The sequence below is a fragment of the Bradyrhizobium sp. USDA 3311 genome, from assembly GCF_054062495.1.
In genome coordinates this window covers 7688425-7714015 of the sequence record NZ_JBSSFI010000001.1, presented here as the reverse complement: position 1 = coordinate 7714015, position 25591 = coordinate 7688425, and the positions used below count along the sequence as shown (strand labels likewise).

32 protein-coding genes are annotated in these 25591 nt (G+C 65.4%); 19 read left to right on the top strand and 13 right to left on the bottom strand.

All coding sequences use genetic code 11. The annotated features are described in order from the left end of the window. Nucleotides 1–115 precede the first annotated feature (115 nt). Nucleotides 116–979: a DUF308 domain-containing protein gene (locus tag ACVWW6_RS36915; protein ID WP_456682481.1), complete on the top strand. Its 864-nt coding sequence runs from the start codon at nucleotides 116–118 to the stop codon at nucleotides 977–979. A gap of 157 nt (nucleotides 980–1136) precedes the next feature. Then, complete coding sequence (locus ACVWW6_RS36910; RefSeq protein ID WP_011085852.1) at nucleotides 1137–1553, top strand: MucR family transcriptional regulator; 417 nt, start codon at nucleotides 1137–1139, stop codon at nucleotides 1551–1553. Between the two features lie 134 nt (nucleotides 1554–1687). Here ACVWW6_RS36910 and ACVWW6_RS36905 read toward each other — a convergent pair whose 3' ends face one another. Further along, on the bottom strand, nucleotides 1688–2116 hold the full coding sequence (locus tag ACVWW6_RS36905; RefSeq protein WP_456682480.1) for a SufE family protein: 429 nt from the start codon (nucleotides 2114–2116) through the stop codon (nucleotides 1688–1690). A gap of 68 nt (nucleotides 2117–2184) precedes the next feature. Beyond that, nucleotides 2185–2619: a DUF5330 domain-containing protein gene (locus ACVWW6_RS36900; RefSeq protein WP_456682479.1), complete on the bottom strand. Its 435-nt coding sequence runs from the start codon at nucleotides 2617–2619 to the stop codon at nucleotides 2185–2187. A gap of 389 nt (nucleotides 2620–3008) precedes the next feature. On the opposite strand from ACVWW6_RS36900, the gene ACVWW6_RS36895 reads away from it, so the two are divergent. The 4 genes from ACVWW6_RS36895 (at nucleotide 3009) to ACVWW6_RS36880 (ending at nucleotide 6415) form a co-directional block, all read left to right on the top strand. After that, entirely contained in the window at nucleotides 3009–4913 is a 1905-nt protein-coding gene (locus tag ACVWW6_RS36895; protein ID WP_456682478.1) for a PAS domain-containing sensor histidine kinase, read from the top strand. Continuing rightward, nucleotides 4906–5652 carry a peptidoglycan-binding domain-containing protein gene (locus ACVWW6_RS36890; RefSeq protein ID WP_161535774.1) on the top strand — a complete coding sequence of 249 codons (747 nt, stop codon included), beginning with the start codon at nucleotides 4906–4908 and terminating at the stop codon, nucleotides 5650–5652. The genes ACVWW6_RS36895 and ACVWW6_RS36890 overlap by 8 nt, the downstream gene beginning before the upstream one ends. 155 nt (nucleotides 5653–5807) lie before the next feature. Then, nucleotides 5808–6017 (top strand): hypothetical protein, encoded by a 210-nt coding sequence (locus ACVWW6_RS36885; protein ID WP_028172283.1) that lies wholly within the window; start codon nucleotides 5808–5810, stop codon nucleotides 6015–6017. A 53-nt stretch (nucleotides 6018–6070) separates the two neighbouring features. After that, nucleotides 6071–6415, top strand: a complete 345-nt coding sequence (locus tag ACVWW6_RS36880) for a DUF1491 family protein (RefSeq protein ID WP_161535773.1) — start codon at nucleotides 6071–6073, stop codon at nucleotides 6413–6415. Here the strand turns inward: ACVWW6_RS36880 and ACVWW6_RS36875 are convergent, their stop codons facing one another. Further along, nucleotides 6416–7393, bottom strand: a complete 978-nt coding sequence (locus ACVWW6_RS36875) for a DUF2336 domain-containing protein (protein ID WP_161535772.1) — start codon at nucleotides 7391–7393, stop codon at nucleotides 6416–6418. It abuts the gene before it with no gap. A 256-nt stretch (nucleotides 7394–7649) separates the two neighbouring features. Between ACVWW6_RS36875 and ACVWW6_RS36870 the strand changes: the two genes are divergently transcribed. Continuing rightward, nucleotides 7650–7838: a hypothetical protein gene (locus ACVWW6_RS36870; protein ID WP_028172280.1), complete on the top strand. Its 189-nt coding sequence runs from the start codon at nucleotides 7650–7652 to the stop codon at nucleotides 7836–7838. Nucleotides 7839–7852: 14 nt separating this feature from the next. After that, the gene (locus ACVWW6_RS36865; RefSeq protein ID WP_028172279.1) at nucleotides 7853–8614 is read left to right on the top strand and encodes a hypothetical protein; all 762 of its coding nucleotides are present in this window, start codon (nucleotides 7853–7855) and stop codon (nucleotides 8612–8614) included. On the opposite strand, the gene ACVWW6_RS36860 is transcribed toward ACVWW6_RS36865, so the two are convergent. Beyond that, on the bottom strand, nucleotides 8598–9470 hold the full coding sequence (locus tag ACVWW6_RS36860) for a LysR family transcriptional regulator (RefSeq protein ID WP_271555824.1): 873 nt from the start codon (nucleotides 9468–9470) through the stop codon (nucleotides 8598–8600). The genes ACVWW6_RS36865 and ACVWW6_RS36860 overlap by 17 nt on opposite strands. Before the next feature lie 93 nt (nucleotides 9471–9563). Between ACVWW6_RS36860 and ACVWW6_RS36855 the strand changes: the two genes are divergently transcribed. From ACVWW6_RS36855 to ACVWW6_RS36845, 3 genes are all read left to right on the top strand, one after another. Next, nucleotides 9564–10391: an MBL fold metallo-hydrolase gene (locus ACVWW6_RS36855; RefSeq protein ID WP_271555826.1), complete on the top strand. Its 828-nt coding sequence runs from the start codon at nucleotides 9564–9566 to the stop codon at nucleotides 10389–10391. A gap of 323 nt (nucleotides 10392–10714) precedes the next feature. After that, on the top strand, nucleotides 10715–11707 hold the full coding sequence (locus ACVWW6_RS36850; protein ID WP_271555827.1) for a zinc-dependent alcohol dehydrogenase family protein: 993 nt from the start codon (nucleotides 10715–10717) through the stop codon (nucleotides 11705–11707). Between the two features lie 170 nt (nucleotides 11708–11877). Then, on the top strand, nucleotides 11878–12858 hold the full coding sequence (locus ACVWW6_RS36845; protein WP_456682477.1) for a tripartite tricarboxylate transporter substrate binding protein: 981 nt from the start codon (nucleotides 11878–11880) through the stop codon (nucleotides 12856–12858). Nucleotides 12859–12911: 53 nt separating this feature from the next. Here the strand turns inward: ACVWW6_RS36845 and ACVWW6_RS36840 are convergent, their stop codons facing one another. Then, complete coding sequence (locus tag ACVWW6_RS36840; RefSeq protein ID WP_456682476.1) at nucleotides 12912–13991, bottom strand: Cj0069 family protein; 1080 nt, start codon at nucleotides 13989–13991, stop codon at nucleotides 12912–12914. A 233-nt stretch (nucleotides 13992–14224) separates the two neighbouring features. Here ACVWW6_RS36840 and ACVWW6_RS36835 point away from each other — a divergent pair, with 233 nt between their 5' ends. The 3 genes from ACVWW6_RS36835 to ACVWW6_RS36825 are packed head-to-tail and all read left to right on the top strand — an operon-like array spanning nucleotide 14225 to nucleotide 15631. Next, complete coding sequence (locus tag ACVWW6_RS36835; protein ID WP_028172273.1) at nucleotides 14225–14458, top strand: hypothetical protein; 234 nt, start codon at nucleotides 14225–14227, stop codon at nucleotides 14456–14458. 14 nt (nucleotides 14459–14472) lie between these two features. Beyond that, nucleotides 14473–14706 carry a hypothetical protein gene (locus ACVWW6_RS36830; RefSeq protein WP_271555832.1) on the top strand — a complete coding sequence of 78 codons (234 nt, stop codon included), beginning with the start codon at nucleotides 14473–14475 and terminating at the stop codon, nucleotides 14704–14706. A 37-nt stretch (nucleotides 14707–14743) separates the two neighbouring features. After that, entirely contained in the window at nucleotides 14744–15631 is an 888-nt protein-coding gene (locus ACVWW6_RS36825; protein WP_038965726.1) for a DUF1259 domain-containing protein, read from the top strand. A gap of 61 nt (nucleotides 15632–15692) precedes the next feature. Here ACVWW6_RS36825 and arsC read toward each other — a convergent pair whose 3' ends face one another. From arsC to ACVWW6_RS36790, 7 genes are all read right to left on the bottom strand, one after another. Further along, nucleotides 15693–16094 (bottom strand): arsenate reductase (glutaredoxin), encoded by a 402-nt coding sequence (gene arsC, locus ACVWW6_RS36820; RefSeq protein WP_028172270.1) that lies wholly within the window; start codon nucleotides 16092–16094, stop codon nucleotides 15693–15695. Then, nucleotides 16091–16792 (bottom strand): aquaporin, encoded by a 702-nt coding sequence (locus tag ACVWW6_RS36815; protein WP_060911188.1) that lies wholly within the window; start codon nucleotides 16790–16792, stop codon nucleotides 16091–16093. Before ACVWW6_RS36815 ends, arsC begins: the two co-directional genes overlap by 4 nt. Beyond that, on the bottom strand, nucleotides 16792–17319 hold the full coding sequence (locus ACVWW6_RS36810) for an arsenate reductase ArsC (protein WP_456682475.1): 528 nt from the start codon (nucleotides 17317–17319) through the stop codon (nucleotides 16792–16794). Before ACVWW6_RS36810 ends, ACVWW6_RS36815 begins: the two co-directional genes overlap by 1 nt. Then, nucleotides 17312–17674, bottom strand: coding sequence for an ArsR/SmtB family transcription factor (locus ACVWW6_RS36805; protein ID WP_060911190.1), 363 nt, complete (start codon nucleotides 17672–17674; stop codon nucleotides 17312–17314). The genes ACVWW6_RS36810 and ACVWW6_RS36805 overlap by 8 nt, the downstream gene beginning before the upstream one ends. Nucleotides 17675–17795: 121 nt before the next feature. Then, nucleotides 17796–18338 (bottom strand): hypothetical protein, encoded by a 543-nt coding sequence (locus ACVWW6_RS36800; RefSeq protein WP_456682474.1) that lies wholly within the window; start codon nucleotides 18336–18338, stop codon nucleotides 17796–17798. Continuing rightward, nucleotides 18335–19600 (bottom strand): MFS transporter, encoded by a 1266-nt coding sequence (locus ACVWW6_RS36795; protein ID WP_456682473.1) that lies wholly within the window; start codon nucleotides 19598–19600, stop codon nucleotides 18335–18337. The genes ACVWW6_RS36800 and ACVWW6_RS36795 overlap by 4 nt, the downstream gene beginning before the upstream one ends. 4 nt (nucleotides 19601–19604) lie before the next feature. Beyond that, on the bottom strand, nucleotides 19605–19931 hold the full coding sequence (locus ACVWW6_RS36790; RefSeq protein ID WP_028172265.1) for an ArsR/SmtB family transcription factor: 327 nt from the start codon (nucleotides 19929–19931) through the stop codon (nucleotides 19605–19607). Between the two features lie 156 nt (nucleotides 19932–20087). Between ACVWW6_RS36790 and ACVWW6_RS36785 the strand changes: the two genes are divergently transcribed. The 4 genes from ACVWW6_RS36785 (at nucleotide 20088) to ACVWW6_RS36770 (ending at nucleotide 23449) form a co-directional block, all read left to right on the top strand. Further along, nucleotides 20088–20288, top strand: a complete 201-nt coding sequence (locus tag ACVWW6_RS36785) for a GDCCVxC domain-containing (seleno)protein (RefSeq protein ID WP_074077126.1) — start codon at nucleotides 20088–20090, stop codon at nucleotides 20286–20288. Nucleotides 20289–20378: 90 nt separating this feature from the next. Further along, complete coding sequence (locus ACVWW6_RS36780; protein WP_456682472.1) at nucleotides 20379–20696, top strand: ArsR/SmtB family transcription factor; 318 nt, start codon at nucleotides 20379–20381, stop codon at nucleotides 20694–20696. A 49-nt stretch (nucleotides 20697–20745) separates the two neighbouring features. Beyond that, nucleotides 20746–22116: an NAD(P)-binding domain-containing protein gene (locus tag ACVWW6_RS36775; protein WP_456682471.1), complete on the top strand. Its 1371-nt coding sequence runs from the start codon at nucleotides 20746–20748 to the stop codon at nucleotides 22114–22116. Nucleotides 22117–22240: 124 nt separating this feature from the next. After that, a complete protein-coding gene (locus tag ACVWW6_RS36770) occupies nucleotides 22241–23449 on the top strand; it encodes an MFS transporter (protein WP_038965724.1) in 1209 nt (402 codons plus the stop codon). On the opposite strand, the gene ACVWW6_RS36765 is transcribed toward ACVWW6_RS36770, so the two are convergent. Beyond that, on the bottom strand, nucleotides 23435–24235 hold the full coding sequence (locus ACVWW6_RS36765; protein ID WP_304551788.1) for an IclR family transcriptional regulator: 801 nt from the start codon (nucleotides 24233–24235) through the stop codon (nucleotides 23435–23437). The genes ACVWW6_RS36770 and ACVWW6_RS36765 overlap by 15 nt on opposite strands. Before the next feature lie 181 nt (nucleotides 24236–24416). Between ACVWW6_RS36765 and ACVWW6_RS36760 the strand changes: the two genes are divergently transcribed. Further along, entirely contained in the window at nucleotides 24417–25577 is a 1161-nt protein-coding gene (locus ACVWW6_RS36760) for an aminotransferase class V-fold PLP-dependent enzyme (protein WP_456682470.1), read from the top strand. Nucleotides 25578–25591 lie beyond the last annotated feature (14 nt).

The window sequence follows — 25591 nt, the reverse complement described above, 5'->3', positions numbered from 1 at the left end:
TCCCTGATTTCCTTCCCTTTAGGAACGCTGATCGCAATTCGTCGTTGGCGAGCAACACAGGAAGACGGTATCGTGGCGTGTGTCGCGTATGGATGCGCGGCCGGGGGTGAGTTCGATGACGTTGGCATTATTGATCGCGGGGATTGTCGCCGTCCTGGCGGGCCTCCTTGCGATCCTGTTTGGCTTCACCGTCAGGGAGTTCAGCCTCGGCAGTACCCTCATAATCTCGGGCACGATCGGCGTCTGCTCCGGAATGTTACTGGCGGGCCTCCATTTGGTGGTGCTGGAACTGAAGGGCATCGCCCGCCGGCTTGCCGGTGCCGCCGCACCGTCCGAAGTGCGCGTCAGGCCCGTGCTGCCGGGTCTCGCGCCGCCCGGCGCGCCTGCGCCCGAGCCTGCTCCGGCGATGCGCGCCGAGCCGACGGCCCCGCCATCGCCGGCCGCGCCGCCTCCATGGCAAGGCGAGGCACCGATGCGCGAGCGGCCGCGCGTCGAGCCGCCACCGGAGCCGGAACCTCCGGCGCCGCCCGCAGCTCCGGAAGCGCCGCGCCGGCGCAACCTGCTGTTCGCCTCGACCTCGCGAAAGGAACGCGAGCGTGCGGAGGCCAAGGCCACCGAGGGCCCGCCGCCGCATGCCGAGCCCGCGGCGCCTGCCGGCCCGGACACGCCGCCTGCAAGCTTCGACGACGCTTGGCCGAAGCCGGATCGTATGCGCCCGCCGGAACCGCCGGCCGCCTCGCGCCGCCCGCCACCGCGCTCGCCCTCGACCTTTGTCGAGGCTACCCCGCCGCCTGCACCCGAGCCGGAGTCGGAGCCGGCGGTCGAGCAGGCGCCCGTGACCGTGCTCAAATCCGGTGTCGTCGACGGCATGGCCTATTCGCTCTATTCGGACGGCTCGATCGAAGCGCAGATGCCGGAAGGCATGATGCGCTTTGCCTCGATCGACGAGTTGCGCGCGCATCTTGACCAGCGCTCCTGAGGACTGCCGGGGCCAAGTAAAGCGCCAGCTTTCTTGTCACTTCGCCAGTCATCAGCCCATAGTCGTCAGTCCTGTATTTTGGCCGAACGTATTGTTGACACGGAATACTTCGAAGTCGTCTCTCCCGTGAGACGCAAGGTGGAGAAAGGTCGGGCCCATGTCGGATGCCGGGGCTAAGAATTTCATTGAGCTGACGGCGAGCATCGTCTCGGCCTATCTCGGCAACAACCCGACGCCGGCCGCGGAGATCCCGAACCTGATCAGCCAGGTGCACGGGGCGCTGGTGCGGGTCTCGTCAGGCCGCGTCGAGGCGGCGCCGCTCGAGCCGGCCAAGCCGGCGGTGTCGCTGAAGAAGTCGATCGCGCCGGACTATCTGGTCTGCCTGGAAGACGGCAAGCGCTTCAAGTCGCTGAAGCGCCATCTGCGCACCCAGTACAACATGACGCCTGAGCAATATCGCGAGAAATGGGGCCTGCCGGCCGACTATCCGATGGTCGCGCCGAACTACGCGGTGGCGCGCTCGCAATTGGCGAAGCAGATGGGTTTGGGACAGCAGCAGCGGAAGCGGAAGTAGAGCCGGCCTCGAATCTCGTAGGGTGGGCAAAGCAAAGCGTGCCCACCATCCGGCTCACAATTGTTGATAGATGGTGGGCACGGCGCAAGTGCGCCTTTGCCCACCCTACGCAGCGCTTCCCACCATGAGGATCTTCAGGTGGCTTCCGCCAGCGCCTCTTTCGCGTCGGTCTTGATGCGTTCGACCATCGAGCGCAGGCCGTTGGAGCGCTGCGGCGTCAGGTGATCGCGAAAGCCGAACTCGTCGAACACCGCGATCGCGTCGGTCGCGAGGATCTCCTGCGGTGTGCGGCCCGAATAGAGCGCGAGCACGATCGCGACCAGGCCGCGCACGATATGCGCGTCACTGTCGCCGCGATATTTCAGGATCGGCGCGCCGCCATCGCGCTCGACCAGCTTCTGGAGCCAGACCTGGCTGACGCAGCCATTCACCTTGTTGGCGGCCGAATGCTCGGCCTCGGGCAGCGGTTCCAGGGTGCGGCCGAGCTCGATGACGTACCGGTAGCGGTCGTCCCACTCGTCCAGAATCTCGAAATTGTCCCTGATTTCGTCGATCGTCGTCATGCTGGCCTATCGTTCCCGTTCAGCCCAATATAAGGACGCGAAGCCGTGAAATCGATAGGGTTTGGGGGCTAATTCGCAAGCCTCGGTCCGCGCCATTCCAGCGCGAGGTCGTCCTGGGTCAGGGTGTCGCGCGGCGCCTCGCTCGCAGCGGTGTCGCCTTCGCCGGCCAGCGTGATCGAGCCGGTGTGGTCGGGCGCCTTCTTGTCGCTCTTCTCGTTCTTCTCGTTGGTGATCTGCTCTTTCTTGTCGTTGATGATCTGATAGATCTTCTTCGCGCCGTCCTGGGCGCGCTGGCCAATGATCGACGCGGCCTGTCCGCCGACCTCGCATGCCGCCGGCTGGCGCTTGCAGAACTGGGTCATGTCGGAGACGGCCGCGGTCGCAGCCTGCACCGCGTCGGCGGCGCCGATCTGCGGCAGCTTCTCCGATTCGGGCGTCTTGTCCCGCGGCAGGAGCACCAGCACCAGCCCGAGCCAGAATGTGATGCGGAGCAGAAAGCGCATCTTATCGACCTGTATGTTAGATCCCGCCGCGGCGATTTCCGCAGAGCGCGTCGGACCTAGCAACTCTCGATAAATCGCAAGTGATTGCCTTGAGCTTAATTCGCGGAAATTTTACGCAAAAAACTTCGAAAATGGCGGCCTCGTAAATTTTCCATTGATGCCGAGCCCCCGTGATCTTGCTGTCCTCCTTATCTACCAATTCGAAACCATGCCGGCCGGGGTGAAACCCTGTGTTCACCATCCTCGCCGAAGACGTCGTCAAATCGTCTAAAAAGCTCCGCGATGACACGCTGTCCGGCGCCGGGCCGTACCGCCTTAGCACTCGTTTAAGGTCGCTCTGACACGGTGGCTCAACGACAAGGAGGCGTTCCGGCGCGTCTCTCCGACGAATGAGCCGAAGCGCGAGACCCGTGACAGTTTTGAGTATCATCCGCGATTGTCTCGATGCGCTGCTGCATCCCTCCGCGCGTTACGACGCGCTGACGCGAGCGCGCCATCGTGCCTTCATGGCGCCGCGTCTGCTCGGCAGCCTGGCAGCGTTTGCCGCATTCCCGATCTATCTCGCCATGCGTGGCGCACCGAGCGCGGTCGAGGTCGCGGCCTTTGCCTGGCTGATCGCGCCGATCATGTTGTCCTGGTTCCTGTCGCGCACCGGCCGCTACGAAGGCGCGCATGTGCTGTCGTCGCTGGCGCTCGCCGGCCTGATCATGGCGGTCGCAATCACGACCGGCGGCATCGAATCATTCGCTGCGGTCTGGCTGATCGTCGTTCCCCTCGAGGCTGCGCTGTCGGCATCGCGACGCGTCGCTGCCTTTGCCTCGCTGCTCGCGCTCTCCTGCGCGGGGATACTGATCCTCGTCGGACAGCTCGGCTGGCTGCCGCTGGACGCGCCGGGTGCCGCGGAGCGCAGCCTGCTGATGGCGTTCGGCGTCGCCTCGGCCACCCTCTATGCTGCAGGCCTCGCTTTCGGCGCGGAGTCGCTCGCACGCACCGGCGTTGCGCTGCTGTCGCGCGAGGAGGAGCGTTATCGCCTGCTTGCGCGCAACATGAGCGACGTCATCTCGCGGCATCGGCGCAACGGCGCGGTGCAGTTCATCTCGCCGGCCGCCGAGGCCATGCTCGGAATGCCCGTTGCGCAGCTGCACGGCCACGGCCTGTTCGATCGCGTCCATGTCGCCGACCGGCCGGCCTATCTCACCGCTCTGTCCGATGCCGCGCGCGGTAATGTGCGTAGCGTCGAGTTCCGGCTGCGGCGGGAACCGACCGGCTCGGAGCGCGGCCAGGTTGACTTCATCTGGGTCGAGATGCGCTGCCGGCCGCTCGACCAGGATCTCGGCCGCCAGGATATTGACCGTGATGTCGCACGCGAGACGGAAGTCGTCGCCGTGATGCGCGACATCACCGATCGCAAGCTCTCCGAGCAGGCGCTCGATCAGGCCCGCAGCGCCGCCGAAGCGGCCGACGCCGCCAAGACGCGCTTCCTCGCCACCATGAGCCACGAGCTGCGCACGCCGCTCAACGCCATCATCGGCTTCTCCGACATGATCGCGCAGGAGCAGGCCCTGATGCTGGGTGCGGCCCAGCGCAAGGAATATGCCCAACTGATCAACGATTCCGGCCAGCATTTGCTGTCGGTCGTCAACGGCATCCTCGACATGTCCAAGATGGAATCGGGCAATTTCGAGATTGCGTCGGAGCCGTTCGCGCCGCGCGCCTCGCTGATGCATTGCTGCAATCTGCTGGCGCTGAAGGCGCGGGAGAACGGCATCGACCTCATCACCGACGCGCCGCAGGACCTGCCTGTCATGACCGGCGATCCCAGAGCCTTCAAGCAGATCGTGCTCAACCTCGTCGCCAACGCCATCAAGTTCACCGAGCGCGGCGGCCAGGTCTCCGTATCAGCCGCGGTGTCGGGGTCGCACCTCACGCTGCGTATCAGCGATACCGGCGTCGGCATCGCGCCCGACGACCTCAAGCGTATCGGTGCGCCGTTCTTCCAGGCCGGCAAGACCTATCAGCGCCGTCACGAAGGCACCGGACTCGGACTTTCGATCGTGAAGAGTCTTGTGGCGTTGCATCTCGGCGATTTGACGGTACAAAGCAGGCTCGGCGAGGGCACCGCCGTCACCGTCAAGCTGCCGCTGGTCTACACGTCGCCGCAAGCCAAACCTGCCGATAGAATGCCGGCCGAGAGCAAGATCGCGACTTTGACGCCGGTGCCGCGCCAGGAACATCACGACCAACATCACGACCAACTTCAGGACCAACCTGCTCTGGTGAAGAAAAGTGCCTAAGAAGTCTGCAAAGGGCGAAGCTGCACCGCGCCGTCGTGGCGCCAAGGCTGCGGCTGTCGACATCGAGACCGAGCGCAACCTCGTGATGCGCGTGCTGCTGCACAGTCCCAAGGATACGCTGGCCGGCCTCGTCGCCGTTGCCGCCATCAGCGCGATCGTTGCCAATGCGCTGTTCCTCCAGACCGGAAGGCATCCGGCACCGATGTTCGGCACCGTGATCAACCTTCCCGCGCCGTCGTCCGTGCCGCTGTCGAACCCCTTGCCGCGTCCGCGCCCCGTCGGCGCCGATACTTCGCCGCTCGAGCCGAGAGCGACGGAGTTCCGCGCCGAGCCCAAGTCCGTAGAGCCCCGGCCTGTCGAGCCCAAGCCTGTCGAGAGAGTTGCCGAGAGGGCGCCGGAGAAGCCGGTCGAGGCGACCGCATCGACGCCGCGCTCGGCCAGCGATCCCATGACAAATCTGGTCAAGGCGACGACCTCGACGCCGCCGTCCATTGCTGTCGCGCGTCCGCCGGCACCGATCCCGGCGCAGCAGAGCCCGGCCGTACGGCGTATCGCCGGCGTGCAGCGCGCGCTGTCCGAATACGGCTACGGCAATTTGAAGGTCACGGGCGCGATGAGCGGCGAGACCCAGTCCGCGATCCAGAAATTCGAGCGCGAGCACAAGATGCAGGTCACCGGCCAGGTGTCCGATCGCCTGCTGCGCGAGCTCGCCGCCGCGATCGGCCATCCCGTCGAATAGCGACATTTGTCGTCGTCATTGACGCGGATCAATTGGCCGCGCGTGATCCGCAAGGGGATGCCAGCCCTGCGCCGGCGTGATTTGTCCGGGATCAATGACTGTCGGCGGCGTCAGGGAAGATGATCGCTCATCCTCATCAAGGAAGAGAGGTCATCATGTTCAAGGTCTCGATTCTCGTCTGGATCATGCTGGGTACCGTGCTGGCGGGCGTCAGCCTGATCGTGGTGCTGATGGTGCCGAGCCTTGCCGCGGAGGCGATCAAGAACATCCCCTATGCCGCGGCCATCGGGTTTGCGCTTGCGATGCCGCTGTCATATCTCGTCGCACGCCAGATCGGCGGGGGACAGGGTGCAGGCAAGGCGTAGCGAACGCGCGCCGAGACTGGCGGGACGCATCGTACTGGCCTATCGTCCGATTCATGCGTTTGAAATCCAACATATGGGTCGCGGCCTATTTGCGCCGGTGCCAGAGCGAGGGCGTGTTCGGGGCGGTGCGCCGTCGCGGCGCCGAGGAGGCGGGCGCGGTGTTCGTGAAGGTGTCGCTGCTCGACGGCAATGCGATGCTCTACGTGCCGGCGCCGCAGACCGTCTATGACGACGGCCGGCCCGTCGACCGCTTCTTCGTGCCGGTTGCACCGCAGCCGCTGCCGGAGCCCGCCGTCGAGGAACGGCTGACCAAGGAAATCCGCTTCGATTCGGATGCCTGGATCGTCGAGACCGAAGACCGCGCCGGACGGCACTTCCTGGAATTGGCGAAGACCTGACTAGTGATCCGACGACCCGCCGGTGCCGGTCCGCACCGTTGGGCTGGAGCCGGGCTGCACGCCGGGCCGCGTCTGGCTTGCGCCCGCACGCGCACGCTGGCGTTCGCCATCGTGCAGCGACGACTGATACTTTGCCCGCGTCACCGCGAGCGTGGAGCCGCGCCAGGCGGCCAGCATCACCAGCGCGGAGCGCTCGCCGAGGCGATCGTAGAGCCGCGACAGCCGGTACACGTTGTTCACGGAGTTGCCGATCTCCGGCTTGAAGAATAAGAGGATGCGCTGGAAGTTCGGGCTCGGCATGTCGAGCGCGCGCGCGGCGACCGCGAGCGCTTCGCCGCCGGGATCGTCGACGATCTGGGCCGCGACGCGCGAGGGCAGGATCAGGCTGTCGCCGAGCTCGTAGGTGAAATTCTCGACGTCGCCCGCGATCGCCGCCATCTCCAGGATCTGGATCGCGCGCTTGGCGCGCACGGTCGGAATCCGCGGCGCGGCCTTCAGCGGCGTCTGCTCCAGATTGTGCAGGATCAGCGCGCGCTGGGACGCATCGGCGTGAAAGAACATGTCGTGGATTTCGGCGGCGTCCGTCGGCTGCATCGCCATGTTCGAGGCCATACGCTGCTCGGCCTCGGTCGGCGCGCGGACCGGGGAGGGCGCGGGCGGGGGCGCCGCGATTTCGCGCGCGAGCGGAACCCTGCGGCCTTCCTGGGCGGCGACCAGCCCGAGCTTCTGCAGGATAGGGACGGGCGTCTGCGGATAGACCGCAAGCCGCGCCTTGACGGCGGCGCGCGTCGCATCGTCGACCTGGTCGATCAGTCGCGTGGCGAGTTCGACGAATTGCCGCTGTTCGTCCTCGCTGTGGACGCGCGTCTGGACATAGAGGTCGGTCAGCACGCGCAGCAGCGTCGGGCGAACATCGACGCCTTCGCGACGGGAGAGGGTCATCAGCCCGTCGAATCCGGGAAACAGCGACTTGGTCATGGAGGCGTACGCAACTCGGAAAAGAGACTTGCGAGTGAGCCTAGCGCAGGTTCTTTTAAAGCCTCGTTAAGGAAAACGAGGCGTGAAGCCGCCCCCGCAATTCAAGGCATTGTCGTGCCGCAACGGGACGGCGCGGCGGGTTCCGTGCGGTTACGGTCCAGAGCACATCTTTACACCCCGTTAACCATGAGCTGATCTTAATGATCCGCATGTTGCAGGGGCGCATTCGGTCGCGCGGCAATTGAAGAGAGCTGACATGGGGACCATCATCGAATTTCCGGCCGGTCGCCGGGTAGGCTCGTCGGGGGACGTCGCACCGCGCGCGGACATGGGGACGATTCTGATCCTTCCCGTGATCCGCATCGAGCGCGAGGCGGACGAAACCAGCGGCGATCGTGGGCCGGAAGCGGGCACAGCGCCGGGGCGCCGTCGTCGTCGCCGCTAGATCCGGCTTTTGCAATGCCGGACACCATCCACAAGATCCGGCCCTTCGTATCGGCCGTCCTGCTCGCGCTGCTCGGCGCCACGCTCGGGGCCTGTAGCGGCGGCGATTTCGGCCGCACCCGCGCCGATATGCGCAGCGACGACATGCATCGCTGGCTCGGCACCGAGGCCACCGGCAGCGTCGGGTTGAGACCGTCGCAATTCCAGCTCACCGACGAGGAGCGCCAGCTTCGCGACCTCGCCTATCCCCTGATCGAGCCGCCGCTGTCGCGCCCCGCATGGAAGAGCGTGTTCGGCGACTACAAGGCCTTGCCGTCACCGTGGCGGCAGAAGGTCGTGTTCGACCGCACCATGTACGGGCGCACGCTGATCGACGAGCCGCACCGCTCGCACTCCTCGCGCTATGCGCAGCTGATCGAGGACGTGCGCAACGACACCACCCGCTTCGAGCCGTTCTTCGCCTCCGCGATCAAGGTCATCGACCTCGACAGGAAGCGCGATGCCAGCATGGCGCGCGTCTCCGGCCTCTCTCCGAGGGAGAGAGACGACGCGGTCGCGCGCATGCAGGAGAACTCGCTGATCATCCAGTGGGTGCAGCAGTGCCTGGAGCAGCGCGTCTCCTCCTATCGCTGGGCGTTGGAGCGCCTGGTGATCCAGGCGCCCGACGGCATGGCCGCCGACGCCGACCGCCTGATCGGCGAGCTCGCGGCCCAGACCGCCAACCCGCCGGTCCAGGCGCAGCCGCCCTACGGCCGCGCGGTCATCTCGAAGGGCTGAGCGTTTTGCGCGCACTGCGCTGGCGCGCAGTCCGATCGGGCTTGCGCTGCTTCTGAAGCTTCCCGACAAGATCCCTCAGCGCATCCGCCAGCGGCACTGATGCGCGGTAGGCGAGGCCGACTTCGCGCTTGACCTTGACCTCGATCTCGCGCACCGCGACGTCTGGATTGCAGCGCGCCACGCCCTCGGGAACGATGGCGATGCCGACGCCGGCGGCGACCAGCGCCATGGCCCAGTCTTCCGATTGCGCGATCGCCGCGGTCTGGCGCCGCTGCGCGGCGCGGCCGAAGAACTGGCTTTGCTCGCAATGGCAGCGGTCGATCATGGCAGCGCCGGCGAGATCGGCGGCACGGAGCTTCTCCTTCAGCGTCAGCGGATGCGACGGCGGCAGCGCGGCGACATAGCGCTCGCTCCACAGCGCGACGAAATGCTCGTCAGCGCGCAGCATGGTCTTCGAGATGATCCGCGCATCGGCGCGCTCGTCGCTGCCGACGAGGCGCAGCGCGATGTCGCTGCGCGCCGTCAGCGGCTTCAGCAGCGCGATCGTTCGGGGCACGTCGAGCGTGCGCATCAGGCCGAGCGTGACCGTCGTCCTGGTCGCCGGCTTCCTGAACAGGCCGCGCGCGGCGTCCGCCTCGTCGATGATGCGGCGGGCCAGTGCGTGAAACTGCTCGGCCGAGGCGGTGGGCGCGACGCCCTTCTTGTGCCGGATGAAAAGCGTGGTGCCGAGCTCGGCTTCCAGATTGGTGATCGCGGTCGAGATCGACGGCTGCGACACGAAGCAGGCCCGCGCCGCGGCGGTCAGGTTGCGCGCGCGATAGACGGCGGCGAAGTAGCGGAGCTCGCGGATGTCCATAGGATGAGCCTAGAGATATGATCAATATTCAATATTTTACCTATGGATCGGACGATGACAAGAACGCCCTGTTCACAACGGGCGAGGTCCTCCATGAAAATCCATCATCTCAACACCGGGACGATGTGCCCGATGGGCCGCCGCCTGGTAAACGGCACCGGCGGCCTGTTCCAGCGTGCCCGCATGGTCTGCCACTGCCTGCTGGTCGAAACGGGTGACGGGCTTGCCCTGGTCGATACCGGCATCGGGCTTGGCGATATCGCAGCCCCTGACCGGCTCGGACGGCGATGGCTGCGCCAGACCGCGCCAAGGCTCGATCCGTCCGAGACGGCGCTCGAGCAGGTGAAGGCGCTCGGCTATTCGCCCAAAGACGTGCGCCACGTGCTGCTGACGCATCTCGATCGCGATCACGCCGGCGGCGTGCCCGACTTTCCCCATGCCGCGATCCACGTCCATCGCGCCGAATACGACATGGCGGTGCAGAGCAGGCCGGCGCCGCCGCAAGGGCGCTATGTCACCGGGCAGTGGAGCCATGGACCGAGCTGGACGTTCTATGGCGAAGCCGGCGAAGACTGGTTCGGCTTCAAGGGCGTGCGCGCGCTCGGCGACAAGGAGGCGGACATCCTGATGATCCCGCTCGCCGGCCATACGCTCGGCCATTGCGGCATCGCGGTCCGATCAGGCGACACATGGCTGCTGCATGCCGGCGACAGCTATTTCCATCACGGCCAGCTCGCGGCATCCCCGCGCATGCCGCTGGTGCTCGGCTATTTCCAGCGCCGCGCCGACATGGACCGCACGCAGCGGATCGCCAACCAGGCGCGGCTGCGCGCGCTGAAGCTCTCCCACGGCGGCCGCGTGAGGATCGTCAACAGCCACGATCCCGTCGATTACGAGAACTGCCGGTGCGGGACGCACTGAGTGCGCGCCGGACCCGTCAACGCTTCATGCGCGCAGACGTCCGACGCCTTAGGTCCCCCGATGCGCGCGCGTGAGGCGGCCGCCGGCCGCCCTCGCAAGCCCGAACGGCGCGCCGGCTTTTTCCGGCTGGCGTGTTATTTTCGAAAATGACCGGGACGCCAGCCGCCGCGCGTCGGGATCACGGCGATTTCCTATCTTCGTCCTTCCGATGGTAGCCGGCCGATTCCACTTCAGGAGAGATCTTCGCGCGACGACCGCCTTGCAATAATTTTCGTAAACAGTATTATTTTCGAAAATGCAGTTTGGGGAGGCGGGGCGAAATCATGAGGGCGGTGCTGGTGCGTCAGCCGGGTGGGCCGGATGCACTTGAATTGGTCGAGCTCCCGGTGCCCGTGCCGGGCGCCGGGCAGGTGCAGATCCGGGCCGAGGCGTTCGGGGTCGGGCAGCCCGACGCGCTGATCCGGCGCGGCGTCTACAAATGGATGCCGCCGCTGCCGGCCAATCCCGGCAATGATGTCGCGGGCCGCATTTCCGCGCTCGGGCCCGGCATGGAGGGGCTTGCCGTCGGCCAGAAGGTGCTGCTGAGCGCGCGCGACCTGTCGCAACGTGGCGGCTGCTACGCCGACTACGTGGTTGCCCCCGCGGACGCCGTTCACGCATTGCCCGACCATGTCGATCTGCAAGCCGCCGTGTGCCTGTCGAACTATCAGGTGGCCTACGCACTCCTGCACGAATGCCGCCACCCACGCGCGCCGGCAAGCGTGCTGGTGATCGGCGCGGCCGGCGGCGTCGGCACCGCGCTGGTGCAGCTCGCCAAGCTCGCGCAGATGACCGTGATCGGCACGGTCTCGACCGAAGAGAAGGCGGAGTTCGCGAAGGCGAACGGTGCCGATCACATCATCTTCTACCGCCGCGAGGATGTCGTGGCGCGAACCCGCGAGCTGACCAACGGCGAGGGCGTCGGCCTCGTGCTCGATCACGTCTGCGGGCCGGAGTTCACCGCCTATCTCGGCGCGCTCGGCAAATGGGGGACGCTGCTCTCCTACAACGCCTTCGCGGGCCTTCCGGAAGAGAACCTGATGGCGGCGATGCGCAATCACCTCGACATCTGTCCCGCCGTGCGCTGCTTCTCCTTCCACATCTACGACCACGATCGCGACGGCCGCCGCGCCCTGATGCGCAGCGTGATCGAGGCCCTGAGCCGCAATGCCATCAAGCCGGCCGTCTCGGCGGTCCTGAAGCTGGACCAGGTCAGGCAGGCCCACGCGCTGCTCGAGCAGGGCTCGGCGCTCGGCAAGATCATCATGACGCCATGAGGGGATGGACGGCACGATGACATCACACGCCGAACTTCGCTCGTGCGCCCGTTCGGAGCATGCCGCCATCGCCTGAATGCGCCGGGTTCGCCCGTCAGGCGGCCCGGCCTGGAGAACGTCGCCTTCGCTGCGGCCAACGATAGAACGGTCAAAAAAGGGAGAACGCATCCATGCGATGGATGAGACGGCTTGCTGCGGCAACGTTTCTGCTTGGCGGGTTTCTCGCCGCCGGCACAGTGGCACTTGCGGACAATTATCCGTCGCGCCCGATCCGCCTGCTGCACGGATTTGCCGCAGGCGGCGCGGCCGACACGCTGTCGCGCATCATCGCCGACGGGCTCGCGAGACGGCTCGGGCAGCCGATCATCGTCGAGGCCAAACCGGGCGCCGGCGGCAACCTCGCGGCGGATGCCGTCGCCAAGGCGGCGCCTGACGGCTACACGCTCGGGCTCGTCACCGGCGCCCACGCGATTTCCGCGGCGACCTACAAGAGCCTCGCCTACCAGCCCGCGGACAGTTTCGAGATGATCTCGACGCTGGTCTACTACGCGCTCGTCATTGCCGTGCGCAGTGACTACGCGGCGAAGTCGCTGGGCGAGATCGTCGCCATGGCGAAGGAGAAGCCCGGCTCGCTCAGCTTCGGTTCGGTCGGTTTCGGCAGCACGCATCACCTTGCGGGCGAGCTGCTGAATGCAACGGCCGGCATCGAGATCGTGCATGTGCCGTATCGCGGCGATTCGCAGTCCGTCACCGCGCTTCTCGGCGGAGAGGTTCCGGTCATCGTCGGCACGCCGGTCCTGCTCGCGCCGCAAATCCAGAGCGGCGCGATCCGCGGCCTTGCGGTGACCTCGCCGACGCGGACTGCGCTATTGCCTGACGTCCCGACGGTTCAGGAGGCCGGCATCAAGGGATACGACGTGCGCACCTGGGCCGGCCTGCTGGCCCCGAAGGGAACGCCGCCCGCCATCATCGCCGCGCTCAATGCAGCGACGCTCGATGCGCTCAAGGACCCAGACCTCAGGCAACGTCTGGAGACGGCCGTCGGCGGCGAGGTCCGTGGCGGCTCGCCGGCGGAGATGAAGGCGCTGATCGAAACCGAGATCACCAAATGGTCGGGCGTGGTCGAGCGGGCGAAGATCCCGAAGATCTGATCCACGGGGGCCGCAGCGCCGCTGCTGCGGCCCCCGTCAGATGCCGTCTTCTCCTATCTGCCGGAGCCGGCCTCCTGGGTTGTCAGCAGGCGGTGCTTCACCGTCCGCGCAATCGCCGCAGGTGCCTCTTCGGGAATCGCAAAACAGGAACTCGCGTTGATCTCGCACAGGACGTAAGTGTCGGCGCCTGCCGCGTTGCGAGGTCCGTAGAGGAAGTCCGCGTCCCAGATCACCGGCAGCGAGGATTCATCGATGTCGAGCGTGTCCATCATCTGCGGCGTCCATTCGTTCTCCATCGATCTTCGCAGCGCCTGGAACGGTGGAGCATCGGGTCCGTGCATGATGCGCGGGCCGGGTTGCGCCTCCGCTGCATCGGGGCCTTCCGGCGGCGGCGGGATCAAGGCCTTGATCCGTTGCTGGCCAAAGCCCGCGACCTTGGAGCCGCTCATGTAGCAGCGGATCATCCCGTCGGGCAGGCGCGATTGAAATGCCTGATCGATGATGCAGCCGCCCCAGCCGAAATAGGGTTCGCACCGGGCGATGAAGGCATCGAGCGGCATGTCCTCAGGCAGGCTGCCGCGCGTTGCATGGAGGACGCGAACCATGGCGCTCGCCTCTGCAATGGCCTCCACTTTCCAGACGCCCTGGCCTCCATTGCCGCGGTTTTGTTTCAGCACGCGCGGTCCGTCGGTCTGAAGGCGCGACGGAAACTCGGCGCGGAAGCTTGCGGCCGTGTCGTAGCGATGCGTGTCGGCGCCCCAGCCCAGGTGGCGCGTTCTGTAAAGGACTTCCTTGACGCCCATCTTCAGGATGACGTCCGGGTGCGCGCTCACCCATGGCCCTCGCGCCGCGACGTCGCGGAGCAGGGGATCGAGGTCAGCGCGTGTCTTGCCTTGATGGATCGGGTCGACCCAGACGAGCACGCCGTCGACCGCAAGCAATTGATCGCGGACGGCGTCGGCAAAGGTTTCGTCGTAGATGACGGGCCGGGCTTCGATGCCGGCGGCGGCGAGTGCCTCGAAGACGCGGACGAAGCGGCTGTTCTGCGGTGTGGCATCCGCCCGCGCGGCGGCATCGCCGCGTGAGAGGATGGCAACGGTGCATCGGAGAGGAAAGTGTTGTTCGGTATCCATGCGCAAGCTCCACGAAGTGCGTGCTGCGCAGAGCTTGGACCGAAGTCTCATGGGGGGTCTGCATTGCCCCCATGCGGACGACCTTACGTGAGATCGGCCTCGGCTTTCAAGACGGTCGCGCGGTTCCACCCGGGGCCTACCCGGTGCTTTCGCGCGACGCGCAGGTTGACAGCTCGGCGTTCCGGGTTTTCTATTTCAGGCAACGGGGATGTGCGATCTCCCCGTGAGGCGTCATGCCCAAGAATCGCGTCCTGATCGTCACCAAGGGCGCAGCATGTCACCCCACACTCCGAATTCATCCGACAGATCGTTTCGGCTCATCGCTCCAGCGCGGCGCGCCGGAGCCTGTCGGCGCGCATACCGACAAGGGCGTCCCGGCGGACCTGCGTCAGGGGCGTGACCTCTCGATCTGCGCCATTTGGAAGGGCAGCGTCGCAAAAGCGGACTTCACCTGGGGCGGGACATGACCGGGAGAACGACCATGCGAACATGGACAATCTTTTTCACCTTCCTGTTTCTGGCGATCGCGGCTGGCGTGCCGACCGCACGCGCGCTGACTCAAGACGAGTTGATCGCCAGGATCCAGGCGGCTGGCTACACGCAGGTCAGCGAGATCAAGTCGACGGCGGAGGGGACGACCGCCAAGGCGGTCAAGAACGGCAAGCCGGTGCGGCTCCTTATCGACGGTGCCGGCCAGATCAAAGAGCAGAACTGAACTCCGGAAACCGGATTTCGCTCGAGGGAGCAGATCAATGCGAAGTGCAATTCTGCCGCTGATGGGCATCGGCGCATGCTTCATCGCGACCGCTCACGCGCAGGATGTCGACTGGCAGAAGGTCGATGATGCGCTGGGCCGAAAGCCGGCCGTTGCCGGCGACGTGCATCGTTATGGCTTTCCCCGCACCGACCTCACGGTGACGCTCGACGGCGTCACCATCAAGCCTTCGCTGGCGCTGGGCGGCTGGGTCGCGTTCAAGCCCGCGCATGGCGCCGTCATGGCAATGGGCGATCTGGTGCTGCTCGAATCGGAAATCAACCCGGTCATGCAGAAGATGATCGAGAGCGGGTTGGAGATTACGGCTGTTCACAACCATCTGCTCGGCGCGGTCCCGGCGACATTCTACATGCATGTGGCCGGGCACGGTGATCCGCTCAAGATCGCGACCGCCATCAAGACCGCGCTTGCCGAGAGCAAGACGCCTATGTCGGCGCCGGCTCCGGCGGTCCCGCCGCCTGCCATTGATCTCGACACGGCCAAGCTCGATCAGATCATCGGCGTCAAGGGGCAGGCCAACGGCGGCGTCTATCAGTTCAACGTTCCCCGCCGCGATCCGATCACCGAGCACGGAATGCAGCTAAGTCCCGTCGGGCCCATGGGCGTTGCGACCGGTGTCAACTTCCAGCCGACCGGCGGCGGCAGGGCGGCCATCACCGGCGACTTCGTGCTGATCGGCGACGAGGTGAATCCCGTGATCATGGCGCTCCGGTCCCATGGCATCTCCGTAACGGCGCTTCATAGCCACATGCTGGACGAGCAGCCGCGCCTTTTCTTCATGCACTTCTGGGCGAACGACGACGCGATCAAGCTCGCCAATGGCGTGCGTGCCGCGCTCGACAAGACGGCGAGTACGAAGAACTGATGTCTGATCTGTATCGGTCTTTGATCGGGCCGTCGGGGCGAAATGCGTTCTTCGTTCGTGCCTACCTGGCTTCGATCACCTCGCCGTCCTCCTTCACAAACCGGCCGAGGGGATTGTCCAGGAGGTCGACGACGGCTTCGGAGGGCCGGCACAGTCGCGTGCCCTTCGCCGTCACCACGATCGGACGATTGATCAGAATGGGATGTGCCATCATCGCGTCGAGCAGTTCATCGTCCGTCCATTTGGGGTCGGAAAGGCCGAGCTCCTTGTACGGCGTCCCCTTCTCGCGCAGCAATGCGCGGACCGATATTCCCATCGCTGCGATCAGTTGCTTGAGCGTTTCGCGCGATGGTGGGGTCTTGAGGTATTCAATAACGGTGGGCTCGGCTCCGCTCTGCCGGATCATCGCGAGCGTGTTGCGCGAGGTTCCGCAATCCGGGTTGTGATAGATCGTGACGCTCATGATCGGGTCTCCGCAACAGCAACCGGGCCGCGCACTTCGGCGCGCCCGAGCAGCCAATTCATCAGCAGCATGCCGGCGATCGCTCCGCAGAGCTCCGCGAGAATGAACCCGGGAAGATCGACGGGCCGGATGCCGGAAAAGGTGTTCGTGAGCGAACGCGCAATTGCGACCGCCGGATTTGCAAACGACGTCGATGCGGTGAACCAATATGCGGCCGTGATGTAGAGGCCGACCAGCCAGGGAATGGCCGCGCGCTGAAAGCGGATGCCGGCGAGGATCGTGACGATCAGTCCGAAAGCGGCGACGGCTTCCGCGAACCACTGCGCTCCGCCGGTCCGGACCTTCATCGACAGGTCGATCACGGGGTGCGCAAACATCAGGTGCGCCGCAATCGTCCCGATCGCGCCACCGACGATCTGAGCGATGACGTATAGCGCGGCTTCATTCGCCGGCAGCTCGCGCTTGCCGGTGAAGACCAGCGTCACTGCCGGATTGAAATGCGCGCCGGAGATCGGACCGAGCACGGTGATCAGGACAACGAGAATGGCCCCGGTCGGCAACGTATTGCAGAGTAGCGCAAGAGCCACGTCCTTGGTCAGCGTCTCGGCCATGATGCCGGACCCGACGACGGTGGCGACGAGAATGCCGGTGCCGAGCGCTTCGGCGACCAGGCGTCGGGAAAGGTCGAACGTGTCCATCAGCCGGCCTTTGGCGCTGGACGTGCTGCGCCCTCGGCGCGGCCGATCTCGCGCAGCTTCGTGCCAAGTGAAAGCCTGTCGATACTTCTCAATGGGAGGTTCACGAAGGTATCGATCCGATTCTTGAGGTAGCGGAACGCTGTGACGAACGCCGCCTGCTTCTCCAGATCGGTGCCCTCGGCTGCGGCGGGATCCTCGATACCCCAGTGCGCGGTCATCGGCTGCCCCGGCCAGATGGGGCAGGCCTCGCCGGCGGCATTGTCACAAACGGTGAAGACGAAATCCATCACCGGCGCATCGGGAGCAGCGAACTCCAGCCAGCTCTTCGAGCGCATCCCGTCGGTGGGATAGTCCATGCTTTCCAGCGTGCGCAGCGCCAGCGGGTGGACCGCGCCTTTCGGGGTGCTTCCGGCGGAGAATGCCTGAAAGCGGCTGGCTCCGTCCTTCCTGAGGATCGACTCGGCGAGGATCGAGCGTGCTGAATTGCCGGTACACAGGAACAGGACATTGTAGATTTGATCAGGCACGGATACGCCCCTTTCGCTTTGGAGAGCAGCAGGCTTGGAGGCTTTCGACGACCGGCTCGCAAACTTCCGGTCGCCCGCCGCAGCAATCCCGAAGCAGGAAAACCGCGACGTCGCGAAACTCGGCGAGGTTGGCGCGATAGACGATCGAACGGCTGCGCCGCTCGGAGGTCACGAGGCGCGCGCGCGTCAAGATCGACAGATGGGCCGAAAGCGTGTTGGGCGGCACTTCCAGCTGGCGCGCGAGGTCGCCTGCCGCAAGGCCATCGGGCTCATGTTTGACCAACGTCCGGAAGGCCTCCAGACGGGTCGATTGGGACAGCGCCGCGAGGGCGAGAACGGCTTCTTCAGCTTCCATATATCCAGAGTTATGGAATTATTAGATGCTCGTCAATCCGAAATCCGGAGGGCCCGTCAAGCGTCGGAAGGAGCTATTCGGCCGCATTGGCTTGAGGGCATCGATTGGCGCGCATCGCAAATTATCGCATCAAGTGGAAATCATGGCGGGCGGGTGCCAACGGCGGCCACAGAAGCGCGCGAACGATAAGCGGAATACCAACGGCCAGCGGTATCAGCCAGTACATGAAATGGGGCAGGTCCTTCCAAAGCGGAAGCTGCCTACCATTGTCTATGTAGAAAGCAACCAGCACCAGTATGTACGACAGGCCCATCCCAGCTATATGCAGCCTGACCCAATAACACCAGCGGCGCCGGAGCGCGGTGCGCCCGATCCAGGCGCAAGTGAATGACAACACACCGAGTACGAACAAGTGATAGTTTTCGGCCCAGCGCATAAGTGACAGTAACGTTGCGGACGCGACGAGCGCCAGCAGGGACCAGAAATAGGTCGTCCCAAGTCTCGAATGACGCCCGCGACGCTTCTCACTCAACATCGCGATTGCGCCGATCGCAACGCACGCAAGGCCCAGGGGAATATGCAGCCCCAGGACCACCGCCAGAAAGAAGGCGTCGGTCGAAGGAATTTCGATGCCAGCCACGATGGTCGTTTCTCCGCCTGTCATGGCGTTGCTCCCATCTTGCAGTTCATCATCGACTCGGCCGACGAGAACGGTCGTTTGACGGCGAATGCTCCGGCGCCGCAGATAATGCAAAGCATGCAGCAACCGATCAGGACGGCCGCATAGCTTCCGGCCCAATCGACGCTTGCCGCGAAAGGCAGCGGGCCGAACGCTGCGCCGGCAATGCCGAAGACGAACGACGCCCCCCTGATTGCGCCGAGATGGTCGCGGCCGAAATACTGCGCATAGCCGGCGGCGTTGATGGCTTGCTGCGAACCGTATGCCCCTCCCAGGCTCAGCGCGTACAGCACACTGATGGCGACGCCGCTGCTAAACGCCGGAAGAGCCGTCGCCAGCGCAAGCATGAACATCGCGAGCGGAACCAGGTGCCGGGGTTCATAGCGATCCACCAGAAATCCGGTGCCGAGTGTCGCAACGGCTTGAACGCCGGCAAGAAGCGACAGCAGTAGCAGCGCGTCGCTGTGTGCGATCCCGGCCGTCCGCATGATTGAGAAGTGATTGAGCAAGAGCGCGGTGCCGATGGCATTGGTGAGAAAGCCTGCCGCGCACAGCAGCCAGAATACGCCGGTACGGAGCGCCTGCTTGCGCGTAAACGAAGGCTCCTCCCGTAGATCTTGCGTAGTCGGCGGCAGCCCGGCGTCCGTGCTGAGGCCGTATTTCTCCGGCCGATCGCGAAACAGGGCAGCCGCAACCGGCACTGCAACAAGTCCGGCGAGGGCGAGATAGGCGCCTCGCCAGCCGTAGAGCGAGATCAGGCTATCGATCAGCTTCGGGAAGGTCATGGAACCGGCCGCGAGTCCGAGACTGGCTGCTGCAGCGGCAATCCCGCGCCGACGTACGAACCATAGATTGACGACCTGCTGACTGACGAGGCTGAGGCCGCCGATCGCAGCGCCGCGCAACAGCGCGAAGCCGATGAGCAACATCATTGCTGTTTGAACAGCCGCCATGAGCGTGCAGGCCAGGGCGAGGCCACCGGCGATGATGGTCGCCGTTAGGCGCGGTCCGCGCCGGTCGATCCAACGACCGATCACCGGTGCCGGGAGGATTCCCGCAAGCGTCCCCATTGCATAAGCGATTGAGGCTGATGTGCGAGAGATTCCGAGATCGGCGGTGATGGGGTCGAAGAAAACGGAAACGCCTGCCGTTTGGCCGGGCAGCGTCATGAACGAGCCGAATGTGCCCGCGCCCAGTACGATCCAGCCATAATGGAGAGCCGACGTTCGGGGGCTCACCATCCGCATCTGATCAACTCGCCCGGCGTGTCGCCGCCGCCGGCGCGTCACTCGCAAATCCCTCGCAGCAATGCTCGCGCAAGAACGCGATGACTCCGTCCATGCGATCGTATCGAGCGCGGCAGATCACCGTGCGCCCGTTTTTTTCCTGTGCGACGAGGCCAGCGGTGACCAGCCCGCGGAGATGAAAGGCGAGCGTCGAGGCCGGTACGTCGAGGCGGGTCTGGATATCGGTGATGCTAAGGCCGGGCGGCCCGGCTCGAACCAGCAGCCGATATATGTCCAGGCGCGTCAAATTGCCTAGTTCCGCCAGACAGCGCGCAGCGATTTTCCGGTTCATGGGTTCCGCGATACCGCAAACCCTAGGGAATTACAACTATAATGCTAGTTTTATGGTCTGATGGAGATCGAGCTCCGAAAGTGACACGACCTTTGTTGGCGCGTTGGCGCTAAACGACTAGAATGGGTCTTGTCTTGCGATCGAGGAAAGCCGGCAATGCAAACGCAATCGGTTATTACGTGTCCGGTCTGTCATCACGCGTCAGCCGAGACCATGCCGACTGACGCCTGCCAGTTCTTCTACGATTGCAAGGGGTGCGGGGCCCGGCTCAAGCCCAAGAGCGGCGATTGCTGCGTCTTTTGTTCGTACGGATCGGTCCCTTGTCCGCCGATCCAGCAGAACGGAAAGTGCTGTTGATGCCAGCCTCCGCCGGAGCGGTCTCAACTGTATTTCCAATATTCTAGAAATATAGTTGACCGCGCCGGCGGCTCGGTGCATTGTCTCGTCATGAAGATCGACGACGCAGCAGCACGCCTGGAAGCCCTGGGTAGCCGGACACGGCTTCAGATCTATCGGGCCCTGGTCCGGGCCGGACGGTCGGGCATGCCCGTCGGCCGCTTGCAGGACAAGCTGAAGATCCCGGCCTCGACGCTGTCGCATCACATCAAGTCTCTGGTCGCGGTCGGACTCATCAGCCAGGTCCGCGAATCGACGACCCTGGTCTGTCACGCGAACTATGACTTGATGCGGGGCCTGGTCGATTTCCTCGCGGCGGAGTGCTGTGCGGACGAAGCCGGATGCAAGGGCGCCCGGACAGCGGCCTGATTTTTTTCGGCTCGGTTATTCGAAATTTCTAGAATTATAGGATGACAAGATGCGTGATGGGAAGATGGTAGTTATCGTCGGGGCAGGGCCCGTCGGCCTCGCCGCGGCCGCGCATGTGCTCGCACGGGGCATGTCGCCCGTTGTGCTGGAGGCCGGGGCGGAGGCTGGACATGCGATCCGCCAGTGGCAGCACGTGCAGCTGTTCTCGCCGTGGGAGTACAACATCGACAAGGCCGCCGCGCGTCTGCTCGCGCCGACGGGATGGAATTCGCCGGACCCTCAGTCCTATCCGACCGGCGGCGAGCTGCTCGATCGATATCTCACGCCGCTTGCGACGCGAACGCCGCTGCGTGAGGCGATCCGGACCTCCAGCCGCGTCTCGGCGATCAGCCGTGTCGGCTTCGACAAGGCCAGGACCAGGGGACGCGAGCAGGCGCCGTTCGAGATCCGCTACCGGAACGGCAGCGGCCCCGAGGTGCTGCGCGCGGATGCTGTGATCGATACGTCAGGCACATGGTTCTCCCCCAATCCGGCCGGGAGCAACGGTTTGCCGGCGATCGGCGAGCCCGAGTGCGCCGGCCGCGTCGCCTACGGCATGCCGGATGTGCGAGGCGCCGCCCGTTCCAGATATACCGGGAAGACCGTTGCCGTCCTGGGCGCCGGCCATTCCGCCGTGGGCACGCTGATCGATCTCGTGCATCTCGCGGGCGAGGTGCCGGGTACGCAACCCGTCTGGCTCTTGCGCGGCGCCGATCCCGCCAAGGCTTTCGGGGGCGGCCGCAACGACAAGCTGGCCGCGCGCGGCGAGCTCGGCAGTGCCTTCGCCGCGCTCGTTGCCGCCGGGAAGATCAGGATCGAAACCGAATTCGGCGTCACGCACCTTTCGGACTCCGAGGGCCGGCTCAAGATCGCCGCCGGCGCCTTGAGCGGTGCGCGACACGTGATCGCGGACGAATTGATCGTGTCGACCGGTTTCCGTCCCGACTTTTCGTTCCTGTCCGAGCTGCGCCTGCGGCTCGATCCCGCCATCGAGGCACCGGTCGCGCTGGCGCCGCTGATCGATCCCAACGAGCATAGCTGCGGCACGGTGCGCCCGCACGGCGCCCGCGAGCTCGCGCATGACGAGCCGGGTTTCTACCTGGCCGGCATGAAGTCATATGGCAGGGCCCCGACCTTCCTCATGATGACGGGCTATGAGCAGGTCCGCTCGATCGTGGCCGATATCGCCGGCGACAAGCGCGCCGCGGCGAGAGTCGAGCTTGTGCTGCCCGAGACCGGCGTCTGTACGCGCGGCGGCCTTGAGACCGCTGCCGCCGCGTCGGGATGCTGCGGCGGGCCGGCGAAGGACGTTTCGTCGGCCTGCTGCGCCGCCGACGAAACCGCGAAGACGTCGGGCGCTTCGGGGTGTGGCTGTTCATGAGGCACTCCGCTCCGCACCCGCTCGCCGAAGGACCGGCGCTCGGCACCCTGCCAACCCCGGCGCTGTCTTCCCCGCAATGGAGGGCAAAATTCGAAGCTTGAGCGGCCGGTCTCTGATTGCGGTGATGTGCATCGGCCAGGTCGGCAACCTGCTGCCGCATGTGACGCTGTCCGCGAACCTGGCGCAGCACCTGATGCCGGCGTGGGGACTTTCCGCGGCCGAAGGCGGCCTGATGGCAAGCGGCTATGCGTTCGGCTACATGCTCGCAGTGCCGGTGCTGACGACGCTGACCGACCGGATCGATGCGCGGCTGGTCCTGCTCTGGGGCTCGATCGTCAGCGGGCTCGCCACCGCGGCGTTCGGCATGTTCGCGCAGGGGTTCTGGTCGGGCACGGCGATCTGGTCGCTTGCAGGGCTCGGATTTGCGGGCGCCTACATGCCCGGCCTGAAAGCCCTGACGGACCGGCTTCCCGCGGGCGACACCTCGCGGGCCGTCACGCTGTACACGTCGAGCTTCTCGGTGGGTGTCGGCCTCTCGTTCCTGGTGGCGCAACTGATCGCCGACAGGTGGGGTTGGCGGACGGCTTTCCTCGTGACCGGCTTCGGTCCGGTCGCAATGGTCGGCGCGTGCCTCCTGATCGACCCGCGGCGACCCGTGCCGAAAGCCGGGCGTCTGCTGAACTTCGCCCCCGTCTTCGCCAATCGCGAGGCGCTCGGATACATCCTCGGCTATGGTGCGCACTGCTTCGAGCTCTACGGCATCCGCACCTGGCTGGTGGGGTTCTGGACCTTCGTCGTTGCCCATCAGGGCGCGCCGGCGTGGTTGAGCCCCGTTGTGCTGAGCTTCTGCTTCGCGGTGATCTCGATGCCCGCTAGCATCCTTGGCAACGAGGCGGCGCTGAAATTCGGCCGCCATCGCGCGATCACGATCGTGATGATTGCGTCGGCTTGCGTCGCGCTGGTCATTGGCCTCAACGCGACGGCCCCGGCATGGCTGCTCGCGCTGCTGCTGCTCCTCTATGGCCTGACCGTGCCGGCCGATTCCGGCGCGTTGACCGCGGGCATGTCGGCCGCCGCCGCATCCGAACATCGCGGCGCGACGCTCGCCTTGCACTCGACGGTTGGTTTCGGCCTGTCAGCGGTTGGCGCGTGGGGGACCGGCGCTGCGCTCGACGCGGCCGGCGGCCCGCAGAGCGCGACCGGCTGGCTGCTGGCGTTCATCGTCCTCGCCGCCGGCATCGCGCTGGGGCCGCTCGCGCTGCTGTGGGCGCGGAGCGGCGCCGACGGGGGCCGGAAGCGGACAATCAAACGGGCAGGACTAGAACGTCTCTGATGCCTCGCTCGCGCCGTCATCGTCGGCCTGGAGGATGGTCTCCGACAGCAGCGCAGCGGCTTTCTGCAGCGGAGCGATGAACCGGTCCAGCTCGGCGAAGCTCACGCGGGCCACGGGAACGGAGACGCCGAGGCACGCGATCAGTTCGCGATCCGGAGACAGGATGGGAACGGCGCAGCCGACGACCCCTCGCACGTACTCTTCGTTGGTCTTGGCCCAGCCGCGTTTGCGCGTCTCGTCGAGGACTTTCATCAGGCTTTCGACGTCGACGATCGTCGTCTCGGTGTATTTGGTGAGCGCGAGTGCGCGGCACAGATTCTCGCGCGCTCGCTCCGGCAATCGGCTCATGTAGATCTTGCCGGTCGACGTGCAGTGGAGCGGTGCCGCTTCGCCCGGATTGAACTGGAGCCCCTGCGGTTGCGACACGCGGACGCTGTCGACGTAGGCGACGACATTGTCCCGCACGACACCGATCTCGCATTGCTCGCCGATTTCGGCCGCGACTGCGCGGAGCACGGCGTGCCGGCGCGCGGTGCGGAAAGCTGCGCCGATGACCTTGGCCGACAGCGTGACCAGCTGGTTGCCGACCACGTAGCGCTTCGTTCCCAGCGCTTTCTGAAGCAGCCCGCGCTGCTCCAGATTGCCGATGAGGCGATGCGCCGTCGGCAGCGGGAGAGCCAGCGCGTTGGCGATTTCCGCAACCGAGACAGCTCTGACTTGACCGGCGACATGGCCAACGATGGCGAAGGCCCGGTCGAGCGGTCCGTCGGATTTGGTTTGCGGCATCTACTCATCCTTGCGTGACATCCCATATAATTATCATTTTTCGGAATAAATACTATTGAAATATGAAAATTACTCTTGGCCGCACCGGCGGATTGCTCATATCGTTGGCGCCGCCGAAAGGTGATCAGGATTTGTGCAGCGCAGCCAGAGCCCTGCCGGGCGCGCTCATCAGGAGAGTGGGATGTCTCGCCATTACGACGTCGGTGCCGTGCGGAAGGAATTTCCGGCTGTCGAGCGCATCACCTATCTCGACGCCGGCTTCCAGACGCCGCTCGCGCGCCCGGTCAAGGCGGCGATCGATCTCTTCCTCCGCGAGGGCCTTGAGACGGCCGGCCCCAAGAGCGTGTGGCTCGATCGCGTCGAGCAGACCCGCGAGAAGCTGGCGCGGTTTCTCGGCGTAGCGGCCGACGAGATCGCCTTCACCAAGAACACCTCGGAAAGCATGAACATTGCCGCCAACGCGCTGCCCCTGCGCGCCGGCGACAAGGTGCTGATGATCCTTGGCGATCATCCCAACAACGCCTATGCGTTCCTCAATCTGCGGCGCAAGGGCGTGACGGTCGAGTTCGTGCCGATGACGGAGATCGTGAACGCCGACAGCCTTCGTCCGCACATCGACGCGAGCACGCGGGCGATCTCGATGTCGCAGGTGACCTTCCACGCCGGTCATCGTTTTGACGTCGAAAGCGTGGGCGCCCTCTGTGACGAGCAGGGGCTCTATTTCGTCGTCGACGTCATGCAGGCGATCGGCGTCGTGCCGATCGATGCGAAAGCCATGCGGGCGACCTTCATCGGGTCGGGCAGCCACAAGGGCTTGCTCGTGCCGCAGGGGCTCGGGCTGCTGTACTGGGACAAATCTAGGATTGAGCTCGAGCCCGCCTATCTCGCCGCCGCCAGCCTTGCGGAGGTCCCGGCCGATCTCATCGCCCGGCCCGACCAGCTCGACCTCGCCCCGAGCGCGCGCCGCTTCGAGCTCGGCAATTTCAATCTTCCGGCGATCCACGCGCTCGGCGCCTCGCTCGACATGATCGAGGCCCTGGGCGTGCAGAACATCCAGAACCACTGTTTCGATCTCGGCGATCATCTCATCGCGGGGCTCGACGCGCTGGACGTTCGTCTCGTCGGTCCCCGCGATCGGCAGCACCGCGCGCCGCACATCTACGTCATCGCGCTTCCTGCGGGCGAATGGCTCGGTCATTTCGAGCAGAATGGCGTGCGCGTGTCGCCGGAGCGCGATGGCATTCGCGTGTCGTTCGGGATGTTCAACACTTTCGCCGATGTCGATCGCCTGATCGACATCATCAAGCGGCGCGGCGTGAAGCCAGCGTCCAGGGCCGCCTAGGCTGTTCTTCAGAG